The sequence below is a fragment of the Plantactinospora sp. CNZ321 genome (assembly GCF_004217235.1).
The window spans coordinates 4,867,818-4,890,029 of sequence record NZ_SHKQ01000001.1 but is presented as its reverse complement, the minus strand read 5'-3'; the positions used below and the strand labels follow the sequence as shown (position 1 = coordinate 4,890,029).

The 22,212-nt window shown below is 73.3% G+C and carries 12 protein-coding genes; all 12 read right to left on the bottom strand.

Annotation, left to right across the window (positions count from 1 at the left end; all coding sequences use genetic code 11):
- Window positions 1-11: 11 nt before the first annotated feature.
- A complete protein-coding gene (locus EV371_RS21160; protein WP_165436778.1) occupies window positions 12-263 on the bottom strand; it encodes a phosphopantetheine-binding protein in 252 nt (83 codons plus the stop codon).
- Window positions 260-3,298: a non-ribosomal peptide synthetase gene (locus EV371_RS21155; protein WP_130463587.1), complete on the bottom strand. Its 3,039-nt coding sequence runs from the start codon at window positions 3,296-3,298 to the stop codon at window positions 260-262. Before EV371_RS21155 ends, EV371_RS21160 begins: the two co-directional genes overlap by 4 nt.
- The gene (locus EV371_RS21150) at window positions 3,295-4,848 is read right to left on the bottom strand and encodes a class I adenylate-forming enzyme family protein (protein WP_486484731.1); all 1,554 of its coding nucleotides are present in this window, start codon (window positions 4,846-4,848) and stop codon (window positions 3,295-3,297) included. The genes EV371_RS21155 and EV371_RS21150 overlap by 4 nt, the downstream gene beginning before the upstream one ends.
- Window positions 4,845-10,424: a non-ribosomal peptide synthetase/MFS transporter gene (locus tag EV371_RS21145; protein ID WP_130463586.1), complete on the bottom strand. Its 5,580-nt coding sequence runs from the start codon at window positions 10,422-10,424 to the stop codon at window positions 4,845-4,847. Before EV371_RS21145 ends, EV371_RS21150 begins: the two co-directional genes overlap by 4 nt.
- Window positions 10,421-13,513, bottom strand: a complete 3,093-nt coding sequence (locus tag EV371_RS21140) for a condensation domain-containing protein (RefSeq protein ID WP_130463585.1) — start codon at window positions 13,511-13,513, stop codon at window positions 10,421-10,423. The genes EV371_RS21145 and EV371_RS21140 overlap by 4 nt, the downstream gene beginning before the upstream one ends.
- Window positions 13,510-14,370: an HAD family hydrolase gene (locus EV371_RS33500; protein ID WP_165436777.1), complete on the bottom strand. Its 861-nt coding sequence runs from the start codon at window positions 14,368-14,370 to the stop codon at window positions 13,510-13,512. Before EV371_RS33500 ends, EV371_RS21140 begins: the two co-directional genes overlap by 4 nt.
- Window positions 14,367-15,728: a glycosyltransferase gene (locus tag EV371_RS21130; RefSeq protein ID WP_130463584.1), complete on the bottom strand. Its 1,362-nt coding sequence runs from the start codon at window positions 15,726-15,728 to the stop codon at window positions 14,367-14,369. The genes EV371_RS33500 and EV371_RS21130 overlap by 4 nt, the downstream gene beginning before the upstream one ends.
- 1 nt (window position 15,729) lies before the next feature.
- Complete coding sequence (locus EV371_RS21125) at window positions 15,730-17,205, bottom strand: condensation domain-containing protein (RefSeq protein WP_130463583.1); 1,476 nt, start codon at window positions 17,203-17,205, stop codon at window positions 15,730-15,732.
- Entirely contained in the window at window positions 17,202-18,263 is a 1,062-nt protein-coding gene (locus EV371_RS21120; RefSeq protein WP_165436776.1) for a putative sugar O-methyltransferase, read from the bottom strand. The genes EV371_RS21125 and EV371_RS21120 overlap by 4 nt, the downstream gene beginning before the upstream one ends.
- The gene (locus tag EV371_RS21115; RefSeq protein ID WP_130463581.1) at window positions 18,244-18,942 is read right to left on the bottom strand and encodes an SIS domain-containing protein; all 699 of its coding nucleotides are present in this window, start codon (window positions 18,940-18,942) and stop codon (window positions 18,244-18,246) included. The genes EV371_RS21120 and EV371_RS21115 overlap by 20 nt, the downstream gene beginning before the upstream one ends.
- A gap of 537 nt (window positions 18,943-19,479) precedes the next feature.
- A complete protein-coding gene (locus tag EV371_RS21110; RefSeq protein ID WP_130463580.1) occupies window positions 19,480-20,571 on the bottom strand; it encodes a winged helix DNA-binding domain-containing protein in 1,092 nt (363 codons plus the stop codon).
- A 231-nt stretch (window positions 20,572-20,802) separates the two neighbouring features.
- Entirely contained in the window at window positions 20,803-22,191 is a 1,389-nt protein-coding gene (locus EV371_RS21105) for an IS1380 family transposase (RefSeq protein ID WP_165436649.1), read from the bottom strand.
- Window positions 22,192-22,212 lie beyond the last annotated feature (21 nt).

The window sequence follows — 22,212 nt, the reverse complement described above, 5'->3', positions numbered from 1 at the left end:
GGGACGGCCGGTCAGATTCCCCGCTCGCGGAGATAGTCCGCCAGCGCCGGTACGGTGTCCAGCGCCGAGACGTCGTCGTCCGGCTCCACCACGACGCCGTAGCGCTGCTCCACGGCCTGGATCAGCCGCACGTGACCGATCGAGGTGAGGCCGAGCAGTCCGAGCGACTCGGCCTCGGTCAGGGCATCCGCCGCGCTGATCTGGCCGTCGCTGGCCTCGACGACCAGGGTGGCGAGGTCGCGCCGGAGATCGGGGACACTCACGCGGACTCCTCCTGTCGCAACTCCCGCTCCTCCTGTCGCAACTCTTCGACACAACTGACCACCCCGTCGATGGTCGGGGTGTCGAAGAAGACGTCGAAGGGCACCTCGACGCCGAGGGCCTGCCGGATCCGGGCGGTGATCTGCATGATGGTCAGCGAGTGGCCCCCCAAATCGAAGAGGCTGTCGTCCGGGCCGACCTCGTCGACCCGGAGCACCTCCCGCCAGATGTCGGTCACCGTCCGGGTCAGCGCCCCACTCTCCGCCAGCCCGGCCGGCTCCTCGGCACCGTTCGACGGCGCCGCGAGGTCGGCGTGCTCCGGGCTCGGCAGGGCGGCCCGGTCGAGCTTGCCGGCCGGGGTACGCGGCAGCCGGTCCAGCCGGAGGAAGTCCCTGGGGACCATGTACCGGGGCAGGTTACCGGCGAGGTGCGCCCGGATTGCCGCCAGCTCGCCCGTGCCCACCAGATACGCCACCAGCTCGCCGTCCCGGACCGCCACCGCGGCCTGGGCGACCCCGGGCGCGCCGAGCAACGCGTGCTCGATCTCGCCGGGTTCGATCCGGTACCCGCGCAGCTTGATCTGGCTGTCGGCCCGGCCGAGGTACTCGACCGCGCCGTCCGTGCCGAGCCGCACCCGGTCACCGGTGCGGTAGCGCCGCTGGCCGGTCGCGTCGACCACGAACCGCTCGGTGGTGAGCTCCGGCCGTCCCCGGTAGGACCGGGCCAGCCCGACACCGCCGATGCACAGCTCGCCGGGTACGCCGACCGGCACCGGACGGAGCCGGGCATCCAGGACGTGCAGCGTGGTGTTGGCGATCGGACCGCCGATGGTGATCCGGGACGGATCGGCCGGTATCTCGGCGGCGGTGGACCAGATGGTGGTCTCGGTCGGGCCGTAGACGTTGACCAGGCGGTCGACGCGTGGACGCAGCCGCTGGGCCAGCGGGAGCGGGAGCGCCTCCCCGCCGCAGAGGGCGGTGATCGGGGCGCCACTCCAGCCGGAGTCGAGCAGCAGTTGCCAGCTCGACGGGGTGGCCTGCACGTGGGTGATCCCGGCGTCCCGGATGAGCCGGCCCAACGCCGTACCCTCGCGGGCGGTCGCGTCGGCGGCCACCACCACCCGACCGCCGGTGCACAGCGGTGCGAAGAGTTCGAGTGCGCTGATGTCGAACGAGATGGTGGTCTGGTGGAGCCAGCGGTCGGCGGGGTCGGCGCCGACCAGTTCGGTCATCGCGGCGACCAGGTTCAGCAACGCCGGATGGTCGATCTCGACGCCCTTCGGACGTCCCGTCGAACCGGAGGTGTAGATGACGTAGGCGAGCCCGTCCGGGTCGGTGGCGGTGGGCACCGTCTCGGGCTCGTCGGCGTCGGCGGCCAGGCCGTCGAGCGGCAGCAGTTCGACGGGTACCCCGGCCAGGGCGGCGGTGGCCTCGACGTGGCCGAGGACCAGCTTCGCTCCGGCGTCGGTGGCGAGGAACTCCAGCCGGCTCGCCGGATGGGTCGGATCCAGCGGCAGGTAGCCGGCCCCGGCGGCGAGGATGCCGAGCACCCCGGCGACGAGTTCGACGCCCCGGTGGGCGCAGAGTCCGACCAGGTCGCCGGAGGCGACGCCGTGCCGCCGGAGCCGGTGGCCGATCCGGTGCGCGGCGGCGACCAGTTCCCGGTAGGTCAGCGTGCCGTCGTCGCCGCGGACCGCCACCGCGTCCGGGCTGGCCACGGCGGCCGACCGGACCAGGTCCAGCACGGTGCCGACGGGGCGGGGCCGCGCGGTGGCGTTCAGCCGGTCGAGCAGCGCCCGCTCGGCAGGAACGAGCAGGTCCAGGTCGCCGACCGGCCGGCCGGGTTCGGCCAGCGCGGCGGCGAGCAGGGTACGCAGGTGTCCGGCGATCCGCCCGGCGTAGGCGACCGGCAGCCGGGCCGGTACGTGCAGCCGCCCGGTCAGCCCGGCCGGGGTGTCGACCAGATGCAGGTGCAGGGCGCTGCGTATCGCCGGCGGGGTGAGCAGCAGATCCACGGTGGAGAGTGCCTCGGTCGCCCGCCGGTAGCTGACCGAGACCGGCGCCAGGGCCGGCCGGGGTGGCAGGCCGGGCAGGGCCCGCCCGAGCGGTACCTCGCGGTGCCGGTAGACGGCCCGGGCCTCGGCCCGCACCGCGCGTACCAGCTCGGCGAAGGAGGACTCCAGGTCGACACCGACGGTGACCGGCAGTTCGTTGACCCACATCCCGAGTTCCTCGGCGGTCTCCGCCGAGCGGGTGGAGAGGTCGACCGCGACCGAGCCGGTGCCGTTGCCGTAGCGCGCGAGTACCGCGTGCACGGCCGCGAGCAGCACCTCGAACCGGGTCACCCCGAGTGCGGCGGCCCCGGCGGTCAGCGCGACGTCCAGGCCCTCGCCCCAGTCGAGATCGAGTTGCGCGGCGGGCTCGACGGCGGCCGGCGTACCCGTCAGTCCGGGCAGGACCACCTCGGCGGCCGGTGCCGGGCGCGCGGACCAGAAGTCGCGGGCTGCCGGGAGCGCCTCGGCGATCCGGTCGGCCTGGGCGCGTACGGCGGCGCCGAGCCGGGCGGCCGACCCGGCGCCGGGTGGCCGGCCGGCGAGCGCCCCGGCCAGGTCGGCGGTGAGGACGTCCTTGCCGCCCCCGTCGAGCACCAGGTGGTGGGCGACGACCAGCAGCACCGTGCGGCCGTCGTCGACCCGCAGCGCCACGCAGCGGGCGAGCGGGCCGGCGGTGAGGTCGAAGCCGACGCCGAGTTCGGCGGCGACGGCGGGGGCGAGCGCCGCCGCGCCGACCGCGCGGTGCTCGACCGGCGCAGGGTCGGTCGGAACCAGCAGCGGTACGCCGTCCGCCTCGCGCACGGTCGCGGCGAGCAGCGGGTGTCGGCCGGTGACCCCGGCCCACGCCTGGTCCAGCGCCGCCGGTTCCACCGGCTCCGGCACGGTCAGCGCCACCGCCAGCAGGTACGCCGTCGAGGCGCCGCCGGCCCGCTCGGTGAACCAGACGCCCTGCTGGGCAAGGGTCATCGGGACTGCCTGCGTCATGGTTTCGCCGTTTCCTCTCGTGCTGCCCCGCCCGGCCGGTGCCCGGATGCGTCGACGGGTGGCTCGGGCTGGTCGAAGAGCGGCCGCAGCCGGTGTTTGACCACCTTGCCCCCGGCGTTGCGGGGCAGCGCGTCGACCTGGACGATCCGGCTCGGCTGCTCATGGCCCGCCAGCCGGCTGGCGAGGAACCCGCGTACCTCGGCGAGGCGGAGCGGGCGGGTGCTCACCAGCGCGGCGACGGGCGTCGTCCCGAGTACCGGATCGGGCAGGCCGAGCACGGCGGCCTCGACGATCTCGGGGTGCTCGTGCAGGGCCGCCTCGACCGCGACCGTGGAGACCTTGTCCGCGCCGCTCTTGATCACGTCGCTCTCCCGGTCGACCAGGTAGAGGTAGCCGTCGGCGTCGAGATATCCCAGGTCGCCCATCCGGGTCCAGCCGTCCCGGAACACCTGCCGGCTGGCCGCCGGGTCGTCGTGATAGGACCGGGCGGTACCCGCGCAGCGCAACCACACCTCGCCGGTCACCCCGGCCGGGCAGGGCCGGCCGGCGTCGTCGCAGACCCGCAGCGCGCCACCGGCGACGACCCTGCCGAGCGCGGCCGGGCGACCCGGCTCGAACACCACGCTGGTCTGCGTCGGCGCCGCCTCGGTCGAGGTGTAGTAGTTGACGATCGTGGCGCCCGGCAGCGCGGCGGCCAGCCCGGCCGCCACGGCGGGCGGCAGGACGGCGGCGGTCGAACCGAAGAGCACCACGCTGGTCAGGTCGTGCCGGCCCAGCGCGCCCGAGCGGAGCAGTTCGATCGCCATCGCCGGCACCACGAAGACGCTGCCCACCCGGTGCCGCGCGATCAGCCGGGCGAAGTGCTCCGGGCCGAACCGGGCCGTGACCAGCATCCCGGCGTGTGCGTCGAGCGCGTTGAACAGCATGGTCTGCCCGGCGTTGGTGCCGATCGGGAAGGCGTGCAGGAACTGCCGGGAGTGGGCCAGGGCCCGCAGCGGCGGGTTCAACCGGCGGCCGTGGGTCAGGTTGGCGTGCGTCGCGGTGACCCCCTTGGGCCGACCGGTCGTGCCGGAGGTGTAGAGGATCTGCGCCGGGTCACCGGGGCGCGGCCCGGTCGTGGGGCCGGCCTCGGGCAGCCCCGCGATGTCGTCGGGGCCCCAGCGGAGCCGGATCGGCACCTCCGGCGGTGTCGCGGTCGGTCCGTGCAGCAGTGCCGTCGCGCCGCTGTGCCGCAGCATGTACGCCAGTTCCGCCGGGGCGCTGCGGGTGGAGAGCGGTACCGCGACCGCACCGGCGGCGAGCACCCCGGTGTAGGAGCAGGCGTACCCGATCCAGTCCTGGGCGCCGTACAGCAGGCCGACCCGGTCGCCGGGGCGTACGCCCGCCCCCCGCAGCCCGGCGGCGGTCGCCCGGGTCCGGGCCTGCCAGCCGCCCAGGTCGAGGGTGGCGGTGCCCTGGGTGACGGCGACGTGCGACGGTTCGCCTGCGGCGCGGCCGGCGAGCAGTTGCGGCACGGTCAGCGCGACCCGGCCGGCGGTGCGGGCGCTCACCGGGCCGCCACCCGATCCCTGGCCGGCCGCTCCGCGCCGGACTGCGGCTCGGCGGGCGCGGCCCGGCGGCGCAGCGCCTCCACCCCGACCTGGTCGTCCGGCTGGGCGTCCGGCACCTCGTCGTCGAAGCGGGCGATCCGGGGCAGCCGCATCGCCACCAGCGCCACGGCCGCGATGGCGACCGCGAGGAGCAGGTAGAGCAGGCCGATGCCGCGGCCGTGCCCGACCCCGATGACCCGGCCGACCGTGCCGGCGAGCAGCCCGTCCGGGGCCATCAGCGGTTCGAGGAGGCGGGAACCGACCGGGCCGACCAGGGTCCAGCCGAGGGGCAGGGTGGACCAGGCGATCACGGTGTTGATGGCGAACACCCGGCCGTGGAACCGCTGCGGGACCTTGACCTGCACGATCGTCGTGTAGACGCCGTTGAGCAGGACGAGCCACATCGAGATGCCGAACGCGCCGATCCCGATCACCCACAGCGTCGGCCGCAGACCGATGACGAGACAGAAGCCGGCCAGCACCAGCGTGCAGCAGAGCACGGTGAAGAGCCGGCGATGCCGCGGCCCGCCCCAGACGCTCATCGCCAGGCCGCCGAGGAACGCCCCGACGCCACCCGCGACCGAGACCTGGGCGACCTGGTCGATGCCGGCGAACGCCAGTACCAGCGGGGTCAGCATCATGAACAGCGGCGACAGGAAGACGTTGAGGCTCATGAAGAACAGCAGCAGCGACCGGAAGCCCCGGTGTCCCCAGGAGAAGCGCAGACCCTCGCGGATCTCGGCGGTCAGGCTCTCCCGGCGGCGCCAGGCCAGTGTCCGGGGAAACCGCACCAGCAGCACGATGACGATCGCGGCGGTGTAGCTGAGCACGTCGATGACGAGGATGCCGCCGAGGTCGATCACGGCGAGCAGCGCCACCGAGAGTAGCGGCATCATGATGGTGGCGACGCCGGTGACCATCTGTACGACGCCGTTGGCGTGCCCGAGGTACTGCTTCGGCACCAGCTGCGCGATGGCCGAGTTGTAGGCGAGGCGCTGGAAGGTGAGCGACACCGACAGCAGCGCGATCAGCGGGTAGATGTGCCAGATCTGGAGCGAGCCGGTCCAGAGCAGGAGACCGAGCAGGAGCTGGGTGCCGCCCGCCCCGACGTCGCCACAGAGGATCACGGCGCGTCTGCTGTACCGGTCGACGATCGCGCCGGCCACCGGCAGCACCAGCAGACCGGGCACCAGCCCGGCGACGGCGAGCAGCGCGAAGTTCAGCAGCGACCCGGTCTCCTTGAGCACCCACAGCGGCAGGGCCACGTCGGTGAGGGTCGAGCCGAGGATCGAGATGAGCTGGGCGAGGGCGATGACCAGGAACCGGCCCATGCTCGGCTGTGGCCCGGAGGTGGCTACCCGGCTGGCCGACCGGGAGGTGCCGTGCAGCCACCAGGTGGCCTGCGCGCCGCGCTCCGCGCGGGTCAGCGGCTCCGCTCGCTCCGCCACCACCGCGGCGTCGACGCTGGTGACGATCTCGGCCAGCTCGTCGGCCCGCCACCTGAGGAAGAAGTGTCCGGCCTCGTCGAGCACGACGACGGCGGTACGGTCGGTGAGGAAGTGCCACTCGGTGAACCGCTCGGCGTAGAACTCGGTCGCCGGGTCCCGCTCGCCGGCGACGGTGATGACCGGGGCACGCAGCCGCTCGGTGCCGGCGTGCATCAGCCGGGTGAAGTACGCCTCGGCACTGTCGGAGTCCCGGCGCATGTTGCGGATGATCTGGCGGGCCTGCTCCGGCTCGATGTCGCTCATGTCGACGCCCATCGAGGTCAGCCAGTTGGCGTACGCCTTGTCGGAGCGGAGCGACTCCATCCGGGTCAGCCGGGACAGTGCCGTCCAGACCCGGCTGCGCGGCCGGGCGAACGGGAAGATCGCTCCGATGTAGACCGCGTCGAGTTCCCGCCCGTGCTGCTCCAGCCGGCGGGCGATCTCGACGGTGAGCGCGGAGCCGACGCCGCAGTGGCCGTAGAGCGCCAGCGGCCCGTCGACCTTCGCCAGGATCTCGGCGGTGCAGCGCTCGGCGAGCTCGTCGAAGGGGAGCGCCGCCTCGTCCAGCCCGACGTCGTGCCCGGGGATGGCGACGGAGAAGAGCCGGTGCCCGGCCGGCAGCGCGTCGGCGAGCGGCTGGTACACCACCGCGCTCCCACCCCCGTAGGGCACGCAGACCAGGGTGCGTACCCGCTGGCCCCGACGGCCCTGGTCCGGCGCGTCCGGCGCCGCGCCGCGGCCCGGTGCCGTCGCCGGCACCGGCCGGGTCAGCTCGTGCACCAGGTCCCGGGGGCCGCGCTGCTCCGGCGGCGCCGCGACGAGCCGGGCCAGCTCGCGGACGGTGCGGTGGGTGAACAGGTCCAGCACGGAGACGCCCGCCCCGGCCGCGCGACGCAGCCTCGCGACGACCTGGACGGCGAGCAGCGAGTGCCCGCCGAGGTCGAAGAAGTCGTCGTCGAGGCCGACCTGTGGCACGTCGAGGACCTCGGCCCAGACACCGGCGAGCAGGATCTCGGTCGTCGTGCCCGGCGGCACGTACGCGGCACCGACGTCGCGGACCCGGGGCGGGGCGGGCAGCCGGCGCCGGTCCAGTTTGCCGTTCGGGCTCAACGGCAGCTCGGGCAGCTCGACGAAGGTCGCCGGCACCATGTAGTCGGGCAGCCGCCGCTTGAGGGCGAGCCGGAGCGCGGCGGTGTCCACCGGGGCGGTGCCGACCAGGTACGCGGCCAGCCGCCGGTCTCCCGGGCTGTCCTCGCGGACGACGACGGCGGCGTCGCGCACCCCGGGTTGGTCGCGCAGCGCCACCTCGATCTCGCCCGGTTCGATCCGCAGGCCGCGCAGCTTCACCTGCCCGTCGATCCGGCCGAGGAAGTCGAGTGTCCCGTCCGGCCGCCAGCGGGCCAGGTCGCCGGTGCGGTAGCGGCGCTCCCCGTCCGGCCCGGTGCCGAACCTCTCGGCGGTCAGCTCCGGACGGTTGAGGTAGCCGTGCGCCAGCCCCACCCCGGCCAGGTACAGCTCGCCCGGCACGCCCACCGGCAGCGGCTCGCCCCGCTCGTCCAGCACGTACACCCGGATGTTGTCGATCGGCGCGCCGATCGGCACCCGGGCGGCGCCGGCCAGCTTCTCGGCGGTGCAGTGGTACGCGGTCACGTCGATGGCGGCCTCGGTCGGCCCGTACAGGTTGTGCAGTTCGGCGTCGGGCAGCGTGGCGAGGGTACGCAGCGCCAGGTCGACCGGGAGTTCCTCGCCGCTGCAGATGATCCGCCGCAGTGGGCGGCATGCCGCGGTCCCCTCCTCGGCCAGGAACATCGCCAGCATCGACGGCACGAAGTGCACCGTGCTGACACCCTCGGCCACGATCAGGTCGCGCAGGTAGTCGGCGTCCCGGTGCCCGTCCGGGCGGGCCAGCACCAGCCGGGCTCCGACCAGCAGCGGCCAGAAGAACTCCCAGACCGAGACGTCGAAGCCGGCGGGGGTCTTCTGCAGCACGGTCTCCGCGGCGGTCAGGCCGTAGCGGCGCTGCATCCAGTGCAGCCGGTTGACGACGCCGCGGTGGCCGTTGAGCACCCCCTTGGGCTGCCCGGTCGAGCCGGAGGTGTAGATCACGTAGGCGGGGTCGTCGGGACCGGCCAGCGGCTCCGGGGCAGTGCTGGCCGCCCCCGCCCAGGTGGCCGGGTCGTCGAGGGCCAGCACCGGCCGGTCGGTCGGTGGCAGCTCGGCCCGGGCCGCCCCGGCGGTGAGCACGGCCACCGGGTCGGCGTCGGCGAGCATGAAGCCGAGCCTCTCGGCCGGGTGGTCCGGATCCAGCGGCACGTACGCCGCACCCGAGACAAGTACGCCGAGCAGGGCGACGACGAGGTCCGGACTCCGCTGCGCACAGACCGCGACGAGTCTTCCCGGCCCGGCCCCGTACTCGCGCAGCCGGTGGGCGACCCGGTTCGCCCGGACGGACAGCTCCCGGTAGCTCAGCGTGGACCCCTCGAAGGTGACCGCCGGCGCGTCCGGGGTGGCGGCGATGCTGGCCTGCACCAGCTCGTGCAGGGTCACGTTCTCCGGGAAGTCGGCGGCGGTGTCGTTCCAGCCGATCAGCACCTGCTCGCGGGCCGCTCCGCCGAGGGTGAGCAGGTGACTCAGCGGCCGGTCCGGGTCGCTGGCGACCGCGTGCACGAACTCGACGAAGGTGCCGGCGATCCGTTCGACCGTGTCGGCGCCGAACAGGTCCCGGTTGTAGATGAGGGCGCCGGAGAGCGTCTCCCCGGCCACCAGGTCGAGTTCCAGGTCGAACCGGGCCGCCACCGCCTCGACCACGAAGGGCGCCACGGCCAGCCCCGGCTTCGGTGTGCCACCGGACCCGCCGGGGGTCCGCATCGCCAGCGCCACCTGGAAGATCGCGGACCGCCCGACGTCACGCGGAACGTCCAGCTCGGTGACCAGCTGCTCGAACGGCAGCTCCTGGTGGGCGTACCCGTCCAGCACGGTGTCCCGGATCCGGGCGAGCAGCTCGGGGAAGGTCGGGTCGCCGGTGACGTCGACCCGGGTGATCAACATGTTGACGAACATGCCGATCATCGGCTCCAGCTCGGCGTGGCTGCGCCCGGCCTGCGGTGACCCGACCGCGAAGTCGTGCTGCCGGGCATACCGGGCCAGCACCGCCGCATAGGCGGCGAGCACCACCATGTAGAGGGTGGCGCCGTGGTCGAGCGCCAGCCGGCGCAGCGCCTCGGTCACGGCAGCGTCCAGGCACACCCCGACCGGCGCGCCCCGGAAGGTCGGCTCGGCGGGTCGCGGCCGGTCGGTCGGCAGCTCCAGCGGAGGTACCCCGGCCAGCCGGGTGCGCCAGTAGGCGACGTCGCGGTCCCGGGTACCGTCGGCGAGCCGCTGCCGCTGCCGTTCCCGCTGCCACAGCGCGTAGTCGCCGTACTGGCGGCGCAGTGGCGGGAGGGGATCGACCGGACCGGCCGGCCCGGCGGCGGCGAGCAGGGTGAGCACCTCGCCGACGAGCAGCTCGGCCGACCAGCCGTCGCAGACGATGTGGTGCACGGTGAGCGCCAGCACGTGGTCGTCGGGACCGACGGCGTAGAGCGCGGCGCGCAGCAGCGGACCCCGGGCCAGGTCGAACGGTTCGGCGAGCCGGGCCTGGACCGCCGCCCGCACCCACTCCTCCCGGGCCGCCGGGTCGGCTCCGGCCGCCTCGGCGACGACGAGCCCGATCGACACCGTCTCGGCGATGTGCAGCACGGGCCGGCCGTCGGCGGTGGCCTCGAAGCGCGTTCGCAGGCTCTCGTGGCGTGCCGCGACCGTGTCCAGGGCGGTGGCCAGCGCGGCCGGGACGAGCGCCCCGCGCAGCCGCAGTACGACCGGGACGGTGTACGCGGTCGTGCCCGGCGCGTACTGCTCCATGAACCACAGCCGCTCCTGGGCGAGCGAGAGCGGAACCGGCGCCCCCGCCGGCCGGACCGGGACGACCTCGGCCGGCGCGACCGCCGGTTTGAGCCGGGCGGCGAGCAGCGACCGTTTGGTGGCGGAAAGCTGGTCGGGAACGACGGTCATGATCCCCCCGTCCCGGCGGCGGCGGCGAGTTGTGCCGCCGCCTCGTCCTCGGTGAGCCGGTCGATCTCGGCAATCAGCGCCGCCTCGACCGCGCCGGCGAAGCCGGCGACGGTGGGGTGCTGGAACAGCAGCCGGACCGGCAGGTCCAGGCTGACCGCCGCGCGCAGCCGGGCGATCGCCCGGACGGCGAGCAGCGAGTGCCCGCCGAGGGCGAAGAAGTCGTCGGTCGCGCCCACCCGGTCGACCGGAAGCAGCTCGGCGAAGATCGCGGCGACCAGTTCCTCCGCGTCGGTCCGTGGCGCCTCGAACGCGCCCCGGGCCTCGTCGCCGATCGACGGCACCGGCAGCGCGGCCACGTCGACCTTGCCGTGCGGGGTCAACGGGAGCGCGGCCAACGGTACGACCACGCTCGGCACCAGCAGCGCGGGCAGCCGGTCGGCGGCGTGGGCGCGGACCTCGGAGACGTCGGCGGCGCCGGTCACGTACGCGACCAGGGTCTCGCCGAGCGCGGTGACCACGGCCTGACCCACCTCGGGATGCCCGGTCAGCACCGCCTCGACCTCGCCGGGCTCGATCCGCACGCCGCGTACCTTGAGCTGCCGGTCGAGGCGGCCGAGGAACTCCAGTACCGGCTCGTCCCGGCGCCAGCGGGCCCGGTCGCCGGTGCGGTAGAGCCGGCCACCGCCGTACGGGTCGGGGCGGAACCGTTCGGCGGTCAGGTCCGGCCGGCCGAGATAGCCGTCGGCGAGGCCGGCACCGGCCAGGCAGAGTTCACCGACCGCCCCGCGCGGCACCAGCCGGCCAGCCTCGTCGAGCAGGTACGCCCGGACTCCGCCGATCGGCCGCCCGATCGGTGGCCGGCGATCGGTGTCGGCGGCCCCGAGGTCGACCGCCGTGGCGATGATCGTCGCCTCCGTCGGCCCGTACGTGTTGGTCAGCCGGATCCGGTCGCCGTGCCGGTCCCGCCAGCGGGCGACCGCGGGCGCGTCCACCTGCTCACCGCCGAGGATCACCAGCCGCAGCGCGGCCGGCCAGGCCGGCACAAGGTCCAGCAGCTCCTGCCAGTACGCGGTCGGCAGGTCGAGCACGGTGATCGCCGGGTCGGCGGCGAGCACCTCCGGCAGCGACTGCGGCCCGTCGGGAAGCAGCACCAGGGTGCCGCCGACCGCCAGGGTGGGCCAGATCTCCTCGGCGTGGGTGTCGAAGCTGAGTTCGGCGAACTGCACGACCCGGTCCGTGCCGGTCAGCCGGTAGGCCTCGACCATCCACCCGACGCGTGCCGCGAGGGCGGTGCGATCGACGAGCACCGGTTTCGGGGTACCCGTCGATCCGGAGGTGAAGAGGACGTAGCCGGGGTCGGGCGCGGAGTTCGGCGTGGTCGAGCCGGCCCGCACGCCGTCGAGGGTGATCACGGCGGCGACCGCGGCCTGCGCGACCAGCGCGGCGCGACGCCGGTGCGGCAGTCCCGGATCGATCGGCACGTAGCCGGCGCCGGCCCGCCAGACGGCCAGCAGGGCGACGACCAGGTCGGTGCCGCGCGGCAGGCTCACCCCGACGAGCTGCCCGGGCACGACTCCGGCGGCACGCAGTGCGTCGGCCAGCTCACCGGCGCGCGTCCACAGCTCGCGGTAGCTGACCTGGTCGGTGCCGCTGACCAGGGCGACCGCCCCGGGTGCGGCGTCGGCCGCCCGCGCGATGCGAGCGAGCGGCGGCGGGCCGTCGGCGATCGCCGGCCCGGTGCCGATCCGCAGCAACTCGGCCTGCGCCGTCCCGTCGACCAGCGGCAGTGCCCGCACCGGGGCGTCCAGGTCGGCCAGCACGGCGTGCAGCACGGCGGTGAACCGGTCGGCGAGCCCGGCGGCGGTGGCCGGCTCGAACAGGTCGGCGCTACAGGTGAGCAGGATGTCCATCCGGACGTCGTCGGAGCGGACGTTGATCGCGGTCGAGCTGACGAAGACGTCCATCGCGACGTCGGTGATGGTGCGCCGCGATCCCTCCCCGAACGCCTCGACGGTGACGCCGTCGAAGCCCTCGAAGCCGGTCGCCGAGACGTCCATCGTGGAGTGCAGGGTGAAGGTGGCCTGGAACAGCGGATTCCGGCTCGGGTCGCGCGGCAGGCCGAGGTCGGCGACGAGCTGCTCGAACGGGATCTCCTGGTGGGCGAAGGCGCCGAGGCAGCTCGCCCGGGTTCGCAGCACCAGATCGCGGACGGTGACGTCACCGGAGAGGTCGGCGCGCAGCACCAGCATCCGGGTGAAGTAGCCGAAGACCGACTCCGCCGCCACGTCGTCGCGACCGGCCACCGGCGTACCGACGCAGATGTCGTGCTCGCCGCTGACCTGGGCCAGGGTCAGTTGGTAGACCGTCAGCAACAGCATGAACGGGGTGCAGCGCAGCTGCCGCGCCGCGTGCTGTACGCGGACCCACAGTTCGCCGTCGAGCTCGCGGGCCGCCGAGACGCCGGCCGAGGTGCGTACCGCCGGGCGGGGCCGGTCCGGCGGCAGTTCGAGTACGGGTGGCCGGGCCAGCGCCGTCCGCCAGTACGCCAGCGCGGCGGCGTCGTCGACCGCGTCCCGGGCGCGGGCGTGGTCGAGGTAGCGCAGGCCGGGGGAGGCGGGGTCGATCCCCCGGTACACCTCCGCGACCTGCCGGTAGAGCAGGTTCATCGACCAGCCGTCGCCGACGATGTGGTGCACGGCGGTACAGAGCACGTGGGTGCGCGGGTCGAGGCGGAGCAGGCCGACCCGGACCAGGTGTCCCGCGGCGAGGTCGAAGGGACGGGCGATCAGCTCCTCGACGGCCGCCAGGGCCTCGGCCTCACCGGACACCTCGATCCGGGACACCGGCGTCGGGCGCGGTGGCAGCACCTCCTGCACCGGCACCCCGCCGGACTCGACGAACCGGGTACGCAGGCTCTCGTGCCGGGCGATCACGGTGTCGAACGCCCGGACCAGCCGGTCGACGTCGAGGTCGCCCCGGAGCAGGACGGTGGTGGAGATGGTGTAGGCGGCGTCGCCCGGGTCGAGCCGGTCGAGAAACCAGAGGCGCCGCTGTGCCGGGGTCAGCGGCCCGCGATCGGGTTCGGTCATGGCCGACACGCCTCCCTGGGAGATGGGTCCGGATCGGTGCGCTGACGCCGCCCCGGAGACCCCGGACGTCCGTCGCTCCCGGCGGCGGTCGCGGCGGTGGTCGCGGCGGTGGTCGCGGCGGCGGAGCCGGCCGACAGCAGGCGATCGAGGCCGGCCGACAGCAGGCGATCGAGCAGCGGCGGCAGTGCCGGGTCGTGCCAGTCCGGGAAGACCGCCGTGGCGCCGGCCGCACCGATCGACGCCAGGTATCCCGGGTCGGAGACGGTGGGCATCGCCACCACCGGACTGCCGGCCGACCTGGCGGCGGTGATGCCGGTGACCGAGTCCTCGAAGACCAACTGGTCCTGCGGCGGCACGCCGAGCCGGCGCGCGGTTTCCCGGTAGACATGCGGCGCCGGCTTCAGCTCCGGTACGTCCCGGGCCGCCACCACCCGGTCCGCGCCGAAGTGCCCGAGCAGTCCCGCCCGGCGCAGGATGCCGAGCGCGGGTTCCCGCTCGGTGACGGTACCCACGGCCAGTGGGACACCCCGGCCGGCCAGCCGGTCCAGGAGCTCGGCGGCCCCGGCACGCGGCACGATCCCGTCGGCGGCGCCGACCAGGGCGGAGAAGTACCGGCGCTTCGCCGCGAGCACCTCGGCCGGCGCGACCCCGGCACCGGACAGCGCCGCGACCTCCGCCGCCACCCGTGGGTCGGGACCACCGATGAAGTGCGGGAGCCGGTGCAGCGCGTCGTCCCAGGTGAGTGCGACCCCGACCTCCCGGGCGGCCCGCAGCAGGGCGTCGTGGTGGAACCGTTCGAGGTCCACCAGGGTGCCGTCGAGGTCGAAGGCGACGGCGGAGACCGGGCCGCCCGTCACCACCGTCCACCACTTCCCGGGGAGCCGGCGCCGGGTGGCGGGGCCGCCCCCGGCGACCGGGGTCGGGTCACGGTGACGACGGCCAGCTCGTCGTCTGCGTACGAAATCGTCGCGTGGTAGCGCGGGGTGAGCATGGCGAGGAGGTAGTCCAGGTCGTCGAGCATGCCGATCCCGTCGGCGGGGTCGCGGCGCACTCCCTTCGACTGGACCAGCAGCGCCGCGTCGGCGATCCGGAGGCTGTCCAGGATCAGTGCGGAGAGGTCGATCGGGGTGAGCATGCGCCACAGGTCGAGGTGGACCACCCGGTCGAACGCACCGTCCGGGTACGGCGTCCGGACTCCGAACAGGTGTGGATTGTCCGGCCCGTACGCGACGGCGTGGTCGATGCTCGTGTCCCGGCCGATCGACGCCGCCGATTCGACGTCGAATCCGATCCAGAGGCTGCGCTCGGTCTCCGGCGCGTCGACGAGCTTGCGCACGGTGTCCCCGGTGACCCGGTCCGGGTGGTCGCGGATGAACTCGCGGCAGTCCTCGTAGAACGGCAGGGTCCGGGCCACCCGCCGGTGGTTGTCCGACGGGTGGGTGAAGAACTCGATGTCGTAGTGCCGGTATTTCCGGACCAGGTACGGCAGGACCGGCTTGGTCTTCTCCCACTCGGTCGCCCAGTCCCGGAAGTGCGGTGTGTGGTAGCAGACGGCCTCCGGGTCGTAGCGGAACCGGCCGCTGTCCCGGCCGAAGTGCCGGTATATCCGGTACGTGAAGTCGGTGTCCTCGTATCCCCACTGGACGAACGCCTCGTCGAAGCCTCCGACCTGCTGGTACAGCTCGCGGGGGAGCGAGAGGTTGTGGGTGAACCCGAACATCCAGCCGGTACGCCGGTAGACGTCGAAGTCGCCGTCGGCCCGCCCCGGCAGGTCGCGGTGGTCGCCCTCCATCGGCAGCAGCTCGGCCTCGTCGGGTACCGCCTGCCGTAGCCGGGCGAACGTTCCCCAGCTCGGCTCGACCCGTCGGCCGTAGACGACCTCGCCCACCGGATCGCCGTGCCGGCGCAGGTGCCGTCGCACGAGATCCGGGGCGGCGTAGGAGTCCGCGTCCATCAGCAGCAGCAGGTCGGCCCGGGACCGGGCGACCCCGGAGTTCCGGGCCGCCGACCGGCCCCGGTTGGTGGTGTGCCGGACGTACCGCAGTTGCAGCTCGGTCTCGTGGCGGCGGACCACCGCACGGACGTCCTGGACCGAGGCGTCGTCGACCACGATCACCTCGAACCGGTCCGGGTCGGCGGTCTGCCGGGCGAGCGACCCGAGGGTCAGATCCAGGCAGCTGACCTGGTTGTACGTCGGCATGATCACGGAGAGCACGTCAGCCCCCCAGCGGTGCGGGTACGGCGGGATCCGGCTCCGCCGGGCAGCTCTCCGCGCTGGCCTGCGGGGCGATCCCGACCAGGTCGGCCACCCGGCCGGCGTCGAGGTCCCCGACGTCGAGCATCTCGATCAGCACGAGTTCCAGCCCGGTCAGGAGCTTCCGGGCGTCGGCGGCGGTCAGGTAGCGGCTGTCGGCGAAGAGTTCGAGTACGGCGCGCGAACGCAGCGCCTTGACGTGCACGTACAACGTCAGTCGTTCGCTGTCCCGGCCCTCCAGGTCCGCCACCCGGGTGGATCCGGTCAGCCCGCGCAGGTCGGCGACGTCGTGCGGCACCGGCGGCGGCCCCGGGGCACCGGGTTCGGGCACCACGTTCACGGTGCTGGACAGGTCGATGTCGACCCCACGCCGGTGCCGCACGGTGTCCAGCAGCCGCGCGACGTCCCGGGGATCGCTCTGGCCGCGCAGGTACGCCAGCGTCGACACCCGGTGCGCGTCGCGGATGGTGCCGGCCAGCGAGGCGCCGTCCAGCCGGATCACCGCCGGTGCGCCCTGGTAGAAGGTCCCCACCGAGGCGGCGTCCTGCGGGGTGAACCGGTTGCCCCCGGCGAGGAACAGCGGCACGGCCGAGGCGCCGGTCCGGATGCCGATGATCGTCGAGAGCGCGCCGAGCAGGACGGCGGCCGGGCCGACCCGGTGTCGTGCCGCGACCGCCCGGGTGGCCGAGGCCAGCGCCACCGAGTGCAGTTCGACGCCCGGGAAGCGCGGGGTCTCGGCCGGCCCGGGCGGGACGGGAAACGCGGTCTGCGGCATGGTGTCGAGCACCCGGCGCCAGTAGGCCAGGGAGAGGTCGTTGGCCCGGCGACCCGGCTCCGATGCCTCGTGGGCCGCCCGGGCCAGGGGCTGCCAGCCGGCGAGGGCCGGCGCGGCGTGCTGGTTCCGGAGCAGTTCGAGGAATTCCCGGCGGAGCACGAAGCATCCCCAGGAGTCGACGGCGAGGTGGGAGAAGACGAACACGACCTGCCGGGGGCGGCCGTCGGCGACGACGAGGCAGACCCGCAGCGGCCACTCGGACCCGTGCCGGAACGGTTCCCGCCAGAGCCGCTCCTCGGCCTGTTCGGCGAGCCGGCGTACCCGACCCGGGTCGGTCTCGCGGATCTCCACCGGCAGCTCGCCCGCCGGGTCGCGGTGCTGCCGGGGCTCGCCGTCGGGGCCGACGGTGAACCGGGTCCGGAGCACCTCGTGACGGCGGACGAGGGTGTCCAGGGCGGCCAGTACCCGCTCCCGGGTGGCGTCGACCGGTAGGTGCACCCGGAACCGGATGTTGAGGTAGTGGTTCGCCGGGGCCAGCGACTCCAGGATGTTCCAGACGAACCGCTGTCCCCAGGTCAGCTCGCCGCTGCCCGCGTCCAGCCCGGTGAACTCCAGCGACAACCGGTCGCGCGGCGCCGGGGCGGGCACCCCACCGCCGGTCATCGCGCCTCCGGGGTCGGGTCCGTGCCGCGCCGGCGGTAGAGCAGGAACCAGTCGCCGGCGCCGACGAGGTCGCGCACGTCCGGATCGGCGATGGTGGGCTCGCGGGCGGCGAGGACGTAGCCGTGCCGCTCCAGGACCGGAGCGAAGTCGCGGCGGAGGTAGTCGTCCTCCAGGCTCAGCAGCCGGTCACCCTCGTTCGGCACGATCATGAGCGTCGGTACGCCGCACCTGGCCAGCAGCGCGATCCAGGCCTCGATCACCGAGATCGGCATCTCGGAGAAGCTGTGGATGTTGACCGCCAGGTCGGGACGCCGGGCCGCCACCTCGTCGGCCATCTCGTCGAGCCGCAGGACGGTCGCCTTATGGTCGACCCTGCGGTATCTCACGTAGTGCTCGCTGAGGAAGGTCGACTCCGGGATCGCGTCGACACAGAGGTAGCGCGTCAGTCCGGGGACCGCCTCCACCATGCGGTGGGCGAGGCGGCCGTATCCGGCGCCGATGTCCACGACGGTGAAGTCCGTCCTGGAGAGCAGACCCCAGTGCCGGTCGAGGAAGTAGATCTCGTTGATCGAGTCGAGCAGGTCCCGGCTGGACGTCGGCAGGCTGTCGAAGTCGAACGTCCAGCAGCCGAAGGCGCCGTCCTCGCCGGTCCGGTCGAGCAGCTTCTGGCTGTCCAGGGAGCTGACGTACCGGGCGAAGAGGAAGAACTTCAGCCGGGCGTTGTCGCCGAGCTGGCGCAGTTGCCAGACGTAGGCGTTGTCGCCGCGGAAGTACCGCAGGTTCAGGTCGCGCAGCCGGCGGCTCCGCCGCCAGAACCGGCCCGGCCGGAACGGCGACTCCAGCCGGCGGTAGCGCTCCCGCAGCGCCACGAGGTCGGGATTGCGGTCGTCGAGCAGCGTCGCCAGGTCGGCGGGGAGCGGGCGGGAGTCGTCGTACCGCCCGTGGCCGGCGTGGATCCGATAGCTGGTCAGCTCGGTCGAGGTCCGCGTCAGGGTCAGCCCGAAAAGGCCGACGAGGTACCGAATGGTGAGGAAGAGCCTAGAACTGTAGTGGGTCACCGAGCTCGCCAACCTCTTCGCGTTCCGCTCCGGCACCGGCCGGCGCGCCGTCCCCGGTGGCGCCGGTGTACCGGCAGGCATCGCCGCCACGCAGCACCCGTACCGCCATGTGGCCGAGCGCGACGTGCAGATCCTCGGTCAGGCCGTAGTCGGCCTGGCCGAAGACGACGAGCCGGTCCGCGAGCCGGGCGAGGCCACCGGGGTTGCCGAGCGCCGCCAGCACGGTCATCCCGAGCCGGCGGCCGACCCTCGCCGCCCGGACCAGGTTGGTCGAGTCGCCGCTGACGCTGAGCAGCAGCAGCACGTCGTGCGGCCGGCCCCACCCGACCAGCTGCCGAGAGAAGATCTCGTCGTAGGAGTGGTCGTTGGCGATCGCGGTGACCCGGGCGATGTTCTCGGTCAGCGCCACGACCTGTGGCGCGGCGCCGAGGTTGCCCGCCGCCGCCATCAGGTCGCTGGCGATGTGGATGGCGGCCGTGCTGCTGCCGCCGTTGCCGGCCACGAAGACCCGGCTGCCCGAGTGCAGCGCCAGGACCAGCGTCTCCAGCAGGTCGGTCACCGAGCCGGTCTCGAGCTGCGCCAGGGCCAGGGTCAGGTCGTCGACGTACTGCTTGACCACCGTCTCGGCGCCGGTCGGCGCGGAGACCAGGCGGGCTCCGGGAGCGGGCTTGTCATTCATCGGCACGGTCACCGGAATGCGGCCGATTGGAGTCTGAACCGGCTGGGCGCATCACATCCGGAATGCATTTCTGGTGACTGTCGGATACTCCACCGCGGCGGCCGCAGCGCAATTTTTGACGTCCATTGCCCGACCAATGCAGGCTCCTCCTCGACACGTTGTGCGAGGACGGTGACAGACCGCAGCGCTGCGCTAGGTCGCCGTTCCCCCGTGACCCGTGTGGAAGATAACAACCATTGATGACCATGGCAACCCCGTGCCCGTGTTCATCGGCTCTGGCCTGCGCGTTCGTCGGCAAAATCGGCGAATTGACGGAGTGGCGGAATACCGCTATTGGCCGTTTCCGGCCCGCTCGGTCCCGAAATCGACCGCTGCCCAAAGCTCATCAACCCGCGCCGGGCCCGGCTGTCGGATGAGGACGAGGGGACAGGACGGCAGCGACAGGTAGCCGTGCTGCTCCGCACGGCCGATGGTGGTCCGCTGGTCAGCTGAGCGCGCCGACCGGGGTGGCTGGCCCGGTGCGGACAGTGACGTTCGCTAGGCGGCGAATTCGACGCCGGCGAGGGGAACGGCGCGGTACGCGGCGAGGCGTTCGGCTTGGTCGACGATGGTGCTGCGGGTGGTCGCCGGCAGCTTCTGCCACGGTTGAACGGCGACCTTGAACGTCCGGCCGGACTTGCGGGGTCGCCAGGTGCCGACCAGTTCACCGTCGACCAGCACGGCACCGGGGCGGCCCAGCACCGGCCACAGCTCCCTGGCGTGGGCCGTGCTCGGCACCAGGGTTGCCCGGTCCTTCGCCTGGAGGAAGAGGTCGAACGGGCCGAGCAGGCGGGTTGTGCTGGTGTCTGCCGATTTCAGCGCCGATTCGTCGGCAGCGAGGAGCGAGTGTGCCACGCCGTCGACGATCACCTCGACGACATCTTCGGGCCAGCGTGCCTTCACATCCTTGACCGGGGCATCGAGATAGTCGGCCACCTGCTTGGGAGTGGCCGGGCCGAGCAGACGAAGGTATGCACGGATGAGGTCGAACCGCTCGTCCGGGGCGACGGCCTTCGCCAACTCCGCGCTGGGCCGCAGGACCGGCGGCGACGTGTCGAGTTGCAGCTCCAGCCCGGCCCGGACGGCGGCCAACCGGAACGGCATCTCGTAGAGATGGGTGGTGTCGCACGGTCGGCAGAACCGCAGGTACGGCTCGGGCATCGCCTCGGCCAGGCGCCCGGAGACGTCTCCCTTGACCATCGGCCCGGTGACGACGGCTCGCATCTGCGCGGCTACCTCGTCGAGGGCGGCCAGGATGCCGATGCCGGCCGCCTTCAGGGGCTTGGCGGCGTCGTAGATGCGCTTGCCCGCGTCAGCGTCGGAGAACGGCTCGACGGCCGCCGCGACCCTGCCCGCGTCAGCCCGGCGATAGAGGTGGGGAGCACCTCGCACGGTCCACAGCAGGATCAGGTCCTCCGCGGACAACGTCACCACCTCGACCCCGCGGTTGGCCAGCGCCCACCTGCCGCCGTCCGGGCCGGTCTCCTGTACCCCGATGTCGAGCACGGCGGTGTCCCCGAGGGTGCCCTCGACCCGGTCGAGATGCTGCGCCTGAACGCGGAATCTCATCACCTGGCGCCGATCGATCATCCCTCTACCCTAGGCGGCGGCACCGACAGCCGCGCCGGGCCGGACAGGCTGAGCCTCGATCCACCGACGCAGTTGTCGTCGAACGCTGGTTGATCATTTCGGTGTTGAGTGACTTTCGGCCGTGTGGAAGCGGCCGACCACGGCGTTCGGCTTGCTCCGGGCTCGGCTGTGGGGGTGGGGCAGGGGTTGTGGCCTGTGGTCGGGCCGCCGGTTTCGGTTGATGTGGCGTGGTCAGCTGGGTGCTGGGTGGACGGCGGTGAACAGGTTGTCGAACCCGGCTTGCCAGGGCCAGTGTTCGGGGAGGTGCAGGTGGACGCGGCGGGCTCGGTGGGCGAGCCGGGCGGCGACGGTGATGATTCGGGTGCGGATGGTGGCGGGCCGGGCGGTCGCGCAGGCGCTGCCGGCGAGGTGTCCGGTGGCACGGGTGAGGTTGTGTGCGATCGCGGCGCAGGTCAGCCAGGCGTCGTTGGCGGCGAACCGACCCGACGGGAGGTGCGCCAGCGGGCCGGCGATCAGGTCGGCGTTGACCTGCTCGATGATGGCGTGGCCGCGGTGTTGGGCCTCGGCTTGGACCAGGGTGAACGGGCTGTCGGTGAGTACCGCGTGATACCGGTAGGTCGGCACCAGTTCTTCCTGGCCGGGGATCTGTGCCGGGTCGTCGCGGCGGATCCGGCGCACGATCAGCCGGGCGGTCACCTGGTGCCGGGTGCCCGCGAAGGCGGTGTAGGTGGTTTCGGCGATCTGCGCGTCGGAGATCCACCGCCCGGCGTTTTCGTCCCAGACGGCCTGCGGGTACTTGATGTCGGCCCACTGCCCTTCGGTGATGCTGTCGCACGCGGTGCGGATCTTCGCGTCGATCCGGGTGGTGACCGAGAACCTGACGTTACGGCGTCGGCATGTGTCGATCACGGTCTTGGCGTAGAACGCCGAGTCCGCTCGCACGACGATCTCCCCTGATGCCCCGCAGGCCCGGGCGGTGGTGATCGTTTCGGCGATCATGCTCGCGGCGCCCCGGGCTGAGCCGGCGTTGCCCGAACGCAGCCGGGTAGCAGCGATCACCGGCGCTGACAGCGGTGTGGAGACGGTGGCGACGAGAGGGTTGTAGCCGCGCAGGTAGACGTTGTAGCCGCCGATCTTCGCGTGGCCGAACCCGATGCCCTGCTTCTGCTTGCCGTAGACCCGCCGCAGCATCGAGTCGATATCCACAAAGGTCAGCACGTCGGCGCCGGCGAGGATCGGCGCCCGCCCGGCCAGGCCGATCAGGGTGCCACGGGCGGCGGCCTGCAGCTGCCGCACGTGTCCGTGCGTGAAGGTGCGTAGGAACGACCCGAGTGTCGACGGGGCGTACACGCTGGTGAACAGCGACCGCATGCCACCGTGTCGGGCGATGTCGAGGTCGTCGATGCTGTCCGCGCCCGCGAGCATCCCGGCCACGATCGTGGCGACCTTCCCCGCAGGATTGGCGCCCTTGTCCGTCGGCAGCCGGACCCGGTCGGTGACCGCGTCGTGCAGACCCGCCTGCTGGGCCAGGCGCATCACCGGAACGAGGCCGGCACACGACACCAGATTCGGATCATCGAACGTCGCGCGCACCACCGGCGCGTCATGGCGTAGTCTCACCTGCGAGGTGCCCTTTCGAGC

Bases quoted from the DNA above. Each gene is read 5' to 3' on its own strand.
- EV371_RS21155 (WP_130463587.1), bottom strand. From the start codon at position 3,298: ATGACGCAGGCAGTCCCGATGACCCTTGCCCAGCAGGGCGTCTGGTTC.
- EV371_RS21145 (WP_130463586.1), bottom strand. From the start codon at position 10,424: ATGACCGTCGTTCCCGACCAGCTTTCCGCCACCAAACGGTCGCTGCTC.
- EV371_RS21140 (WP_130463585.1), bottom strand. From the start codon at position 13,513: ATGACCGAACCCGATCGCGGGCCGCTGACCCCGGCACAGCGGCGCCTC.
- EV371_RS21125 (WP_130463583.1), bottom strand. From the start codon at position 17,205: ATGACCGGCGGTGGGGTGCCCGCCCCGGCGCCGCGCGACCGGTTGTCG.
- EV371_RS21115 (WP_130463581.1), bottom strand. From the start codon at position 18,942: ATGAATGACAAGCCCGCTCCCGGAGCCCGCCTGGTCTCCGCGCCGACC.
- EV371_RS21110 (WP_130463580.1), bottom strand. From the start codon at position 20,571: ATGATCGATCGGCGCCAGGTGATGAGATTCCGCGTTCAGGCGCAGCAT.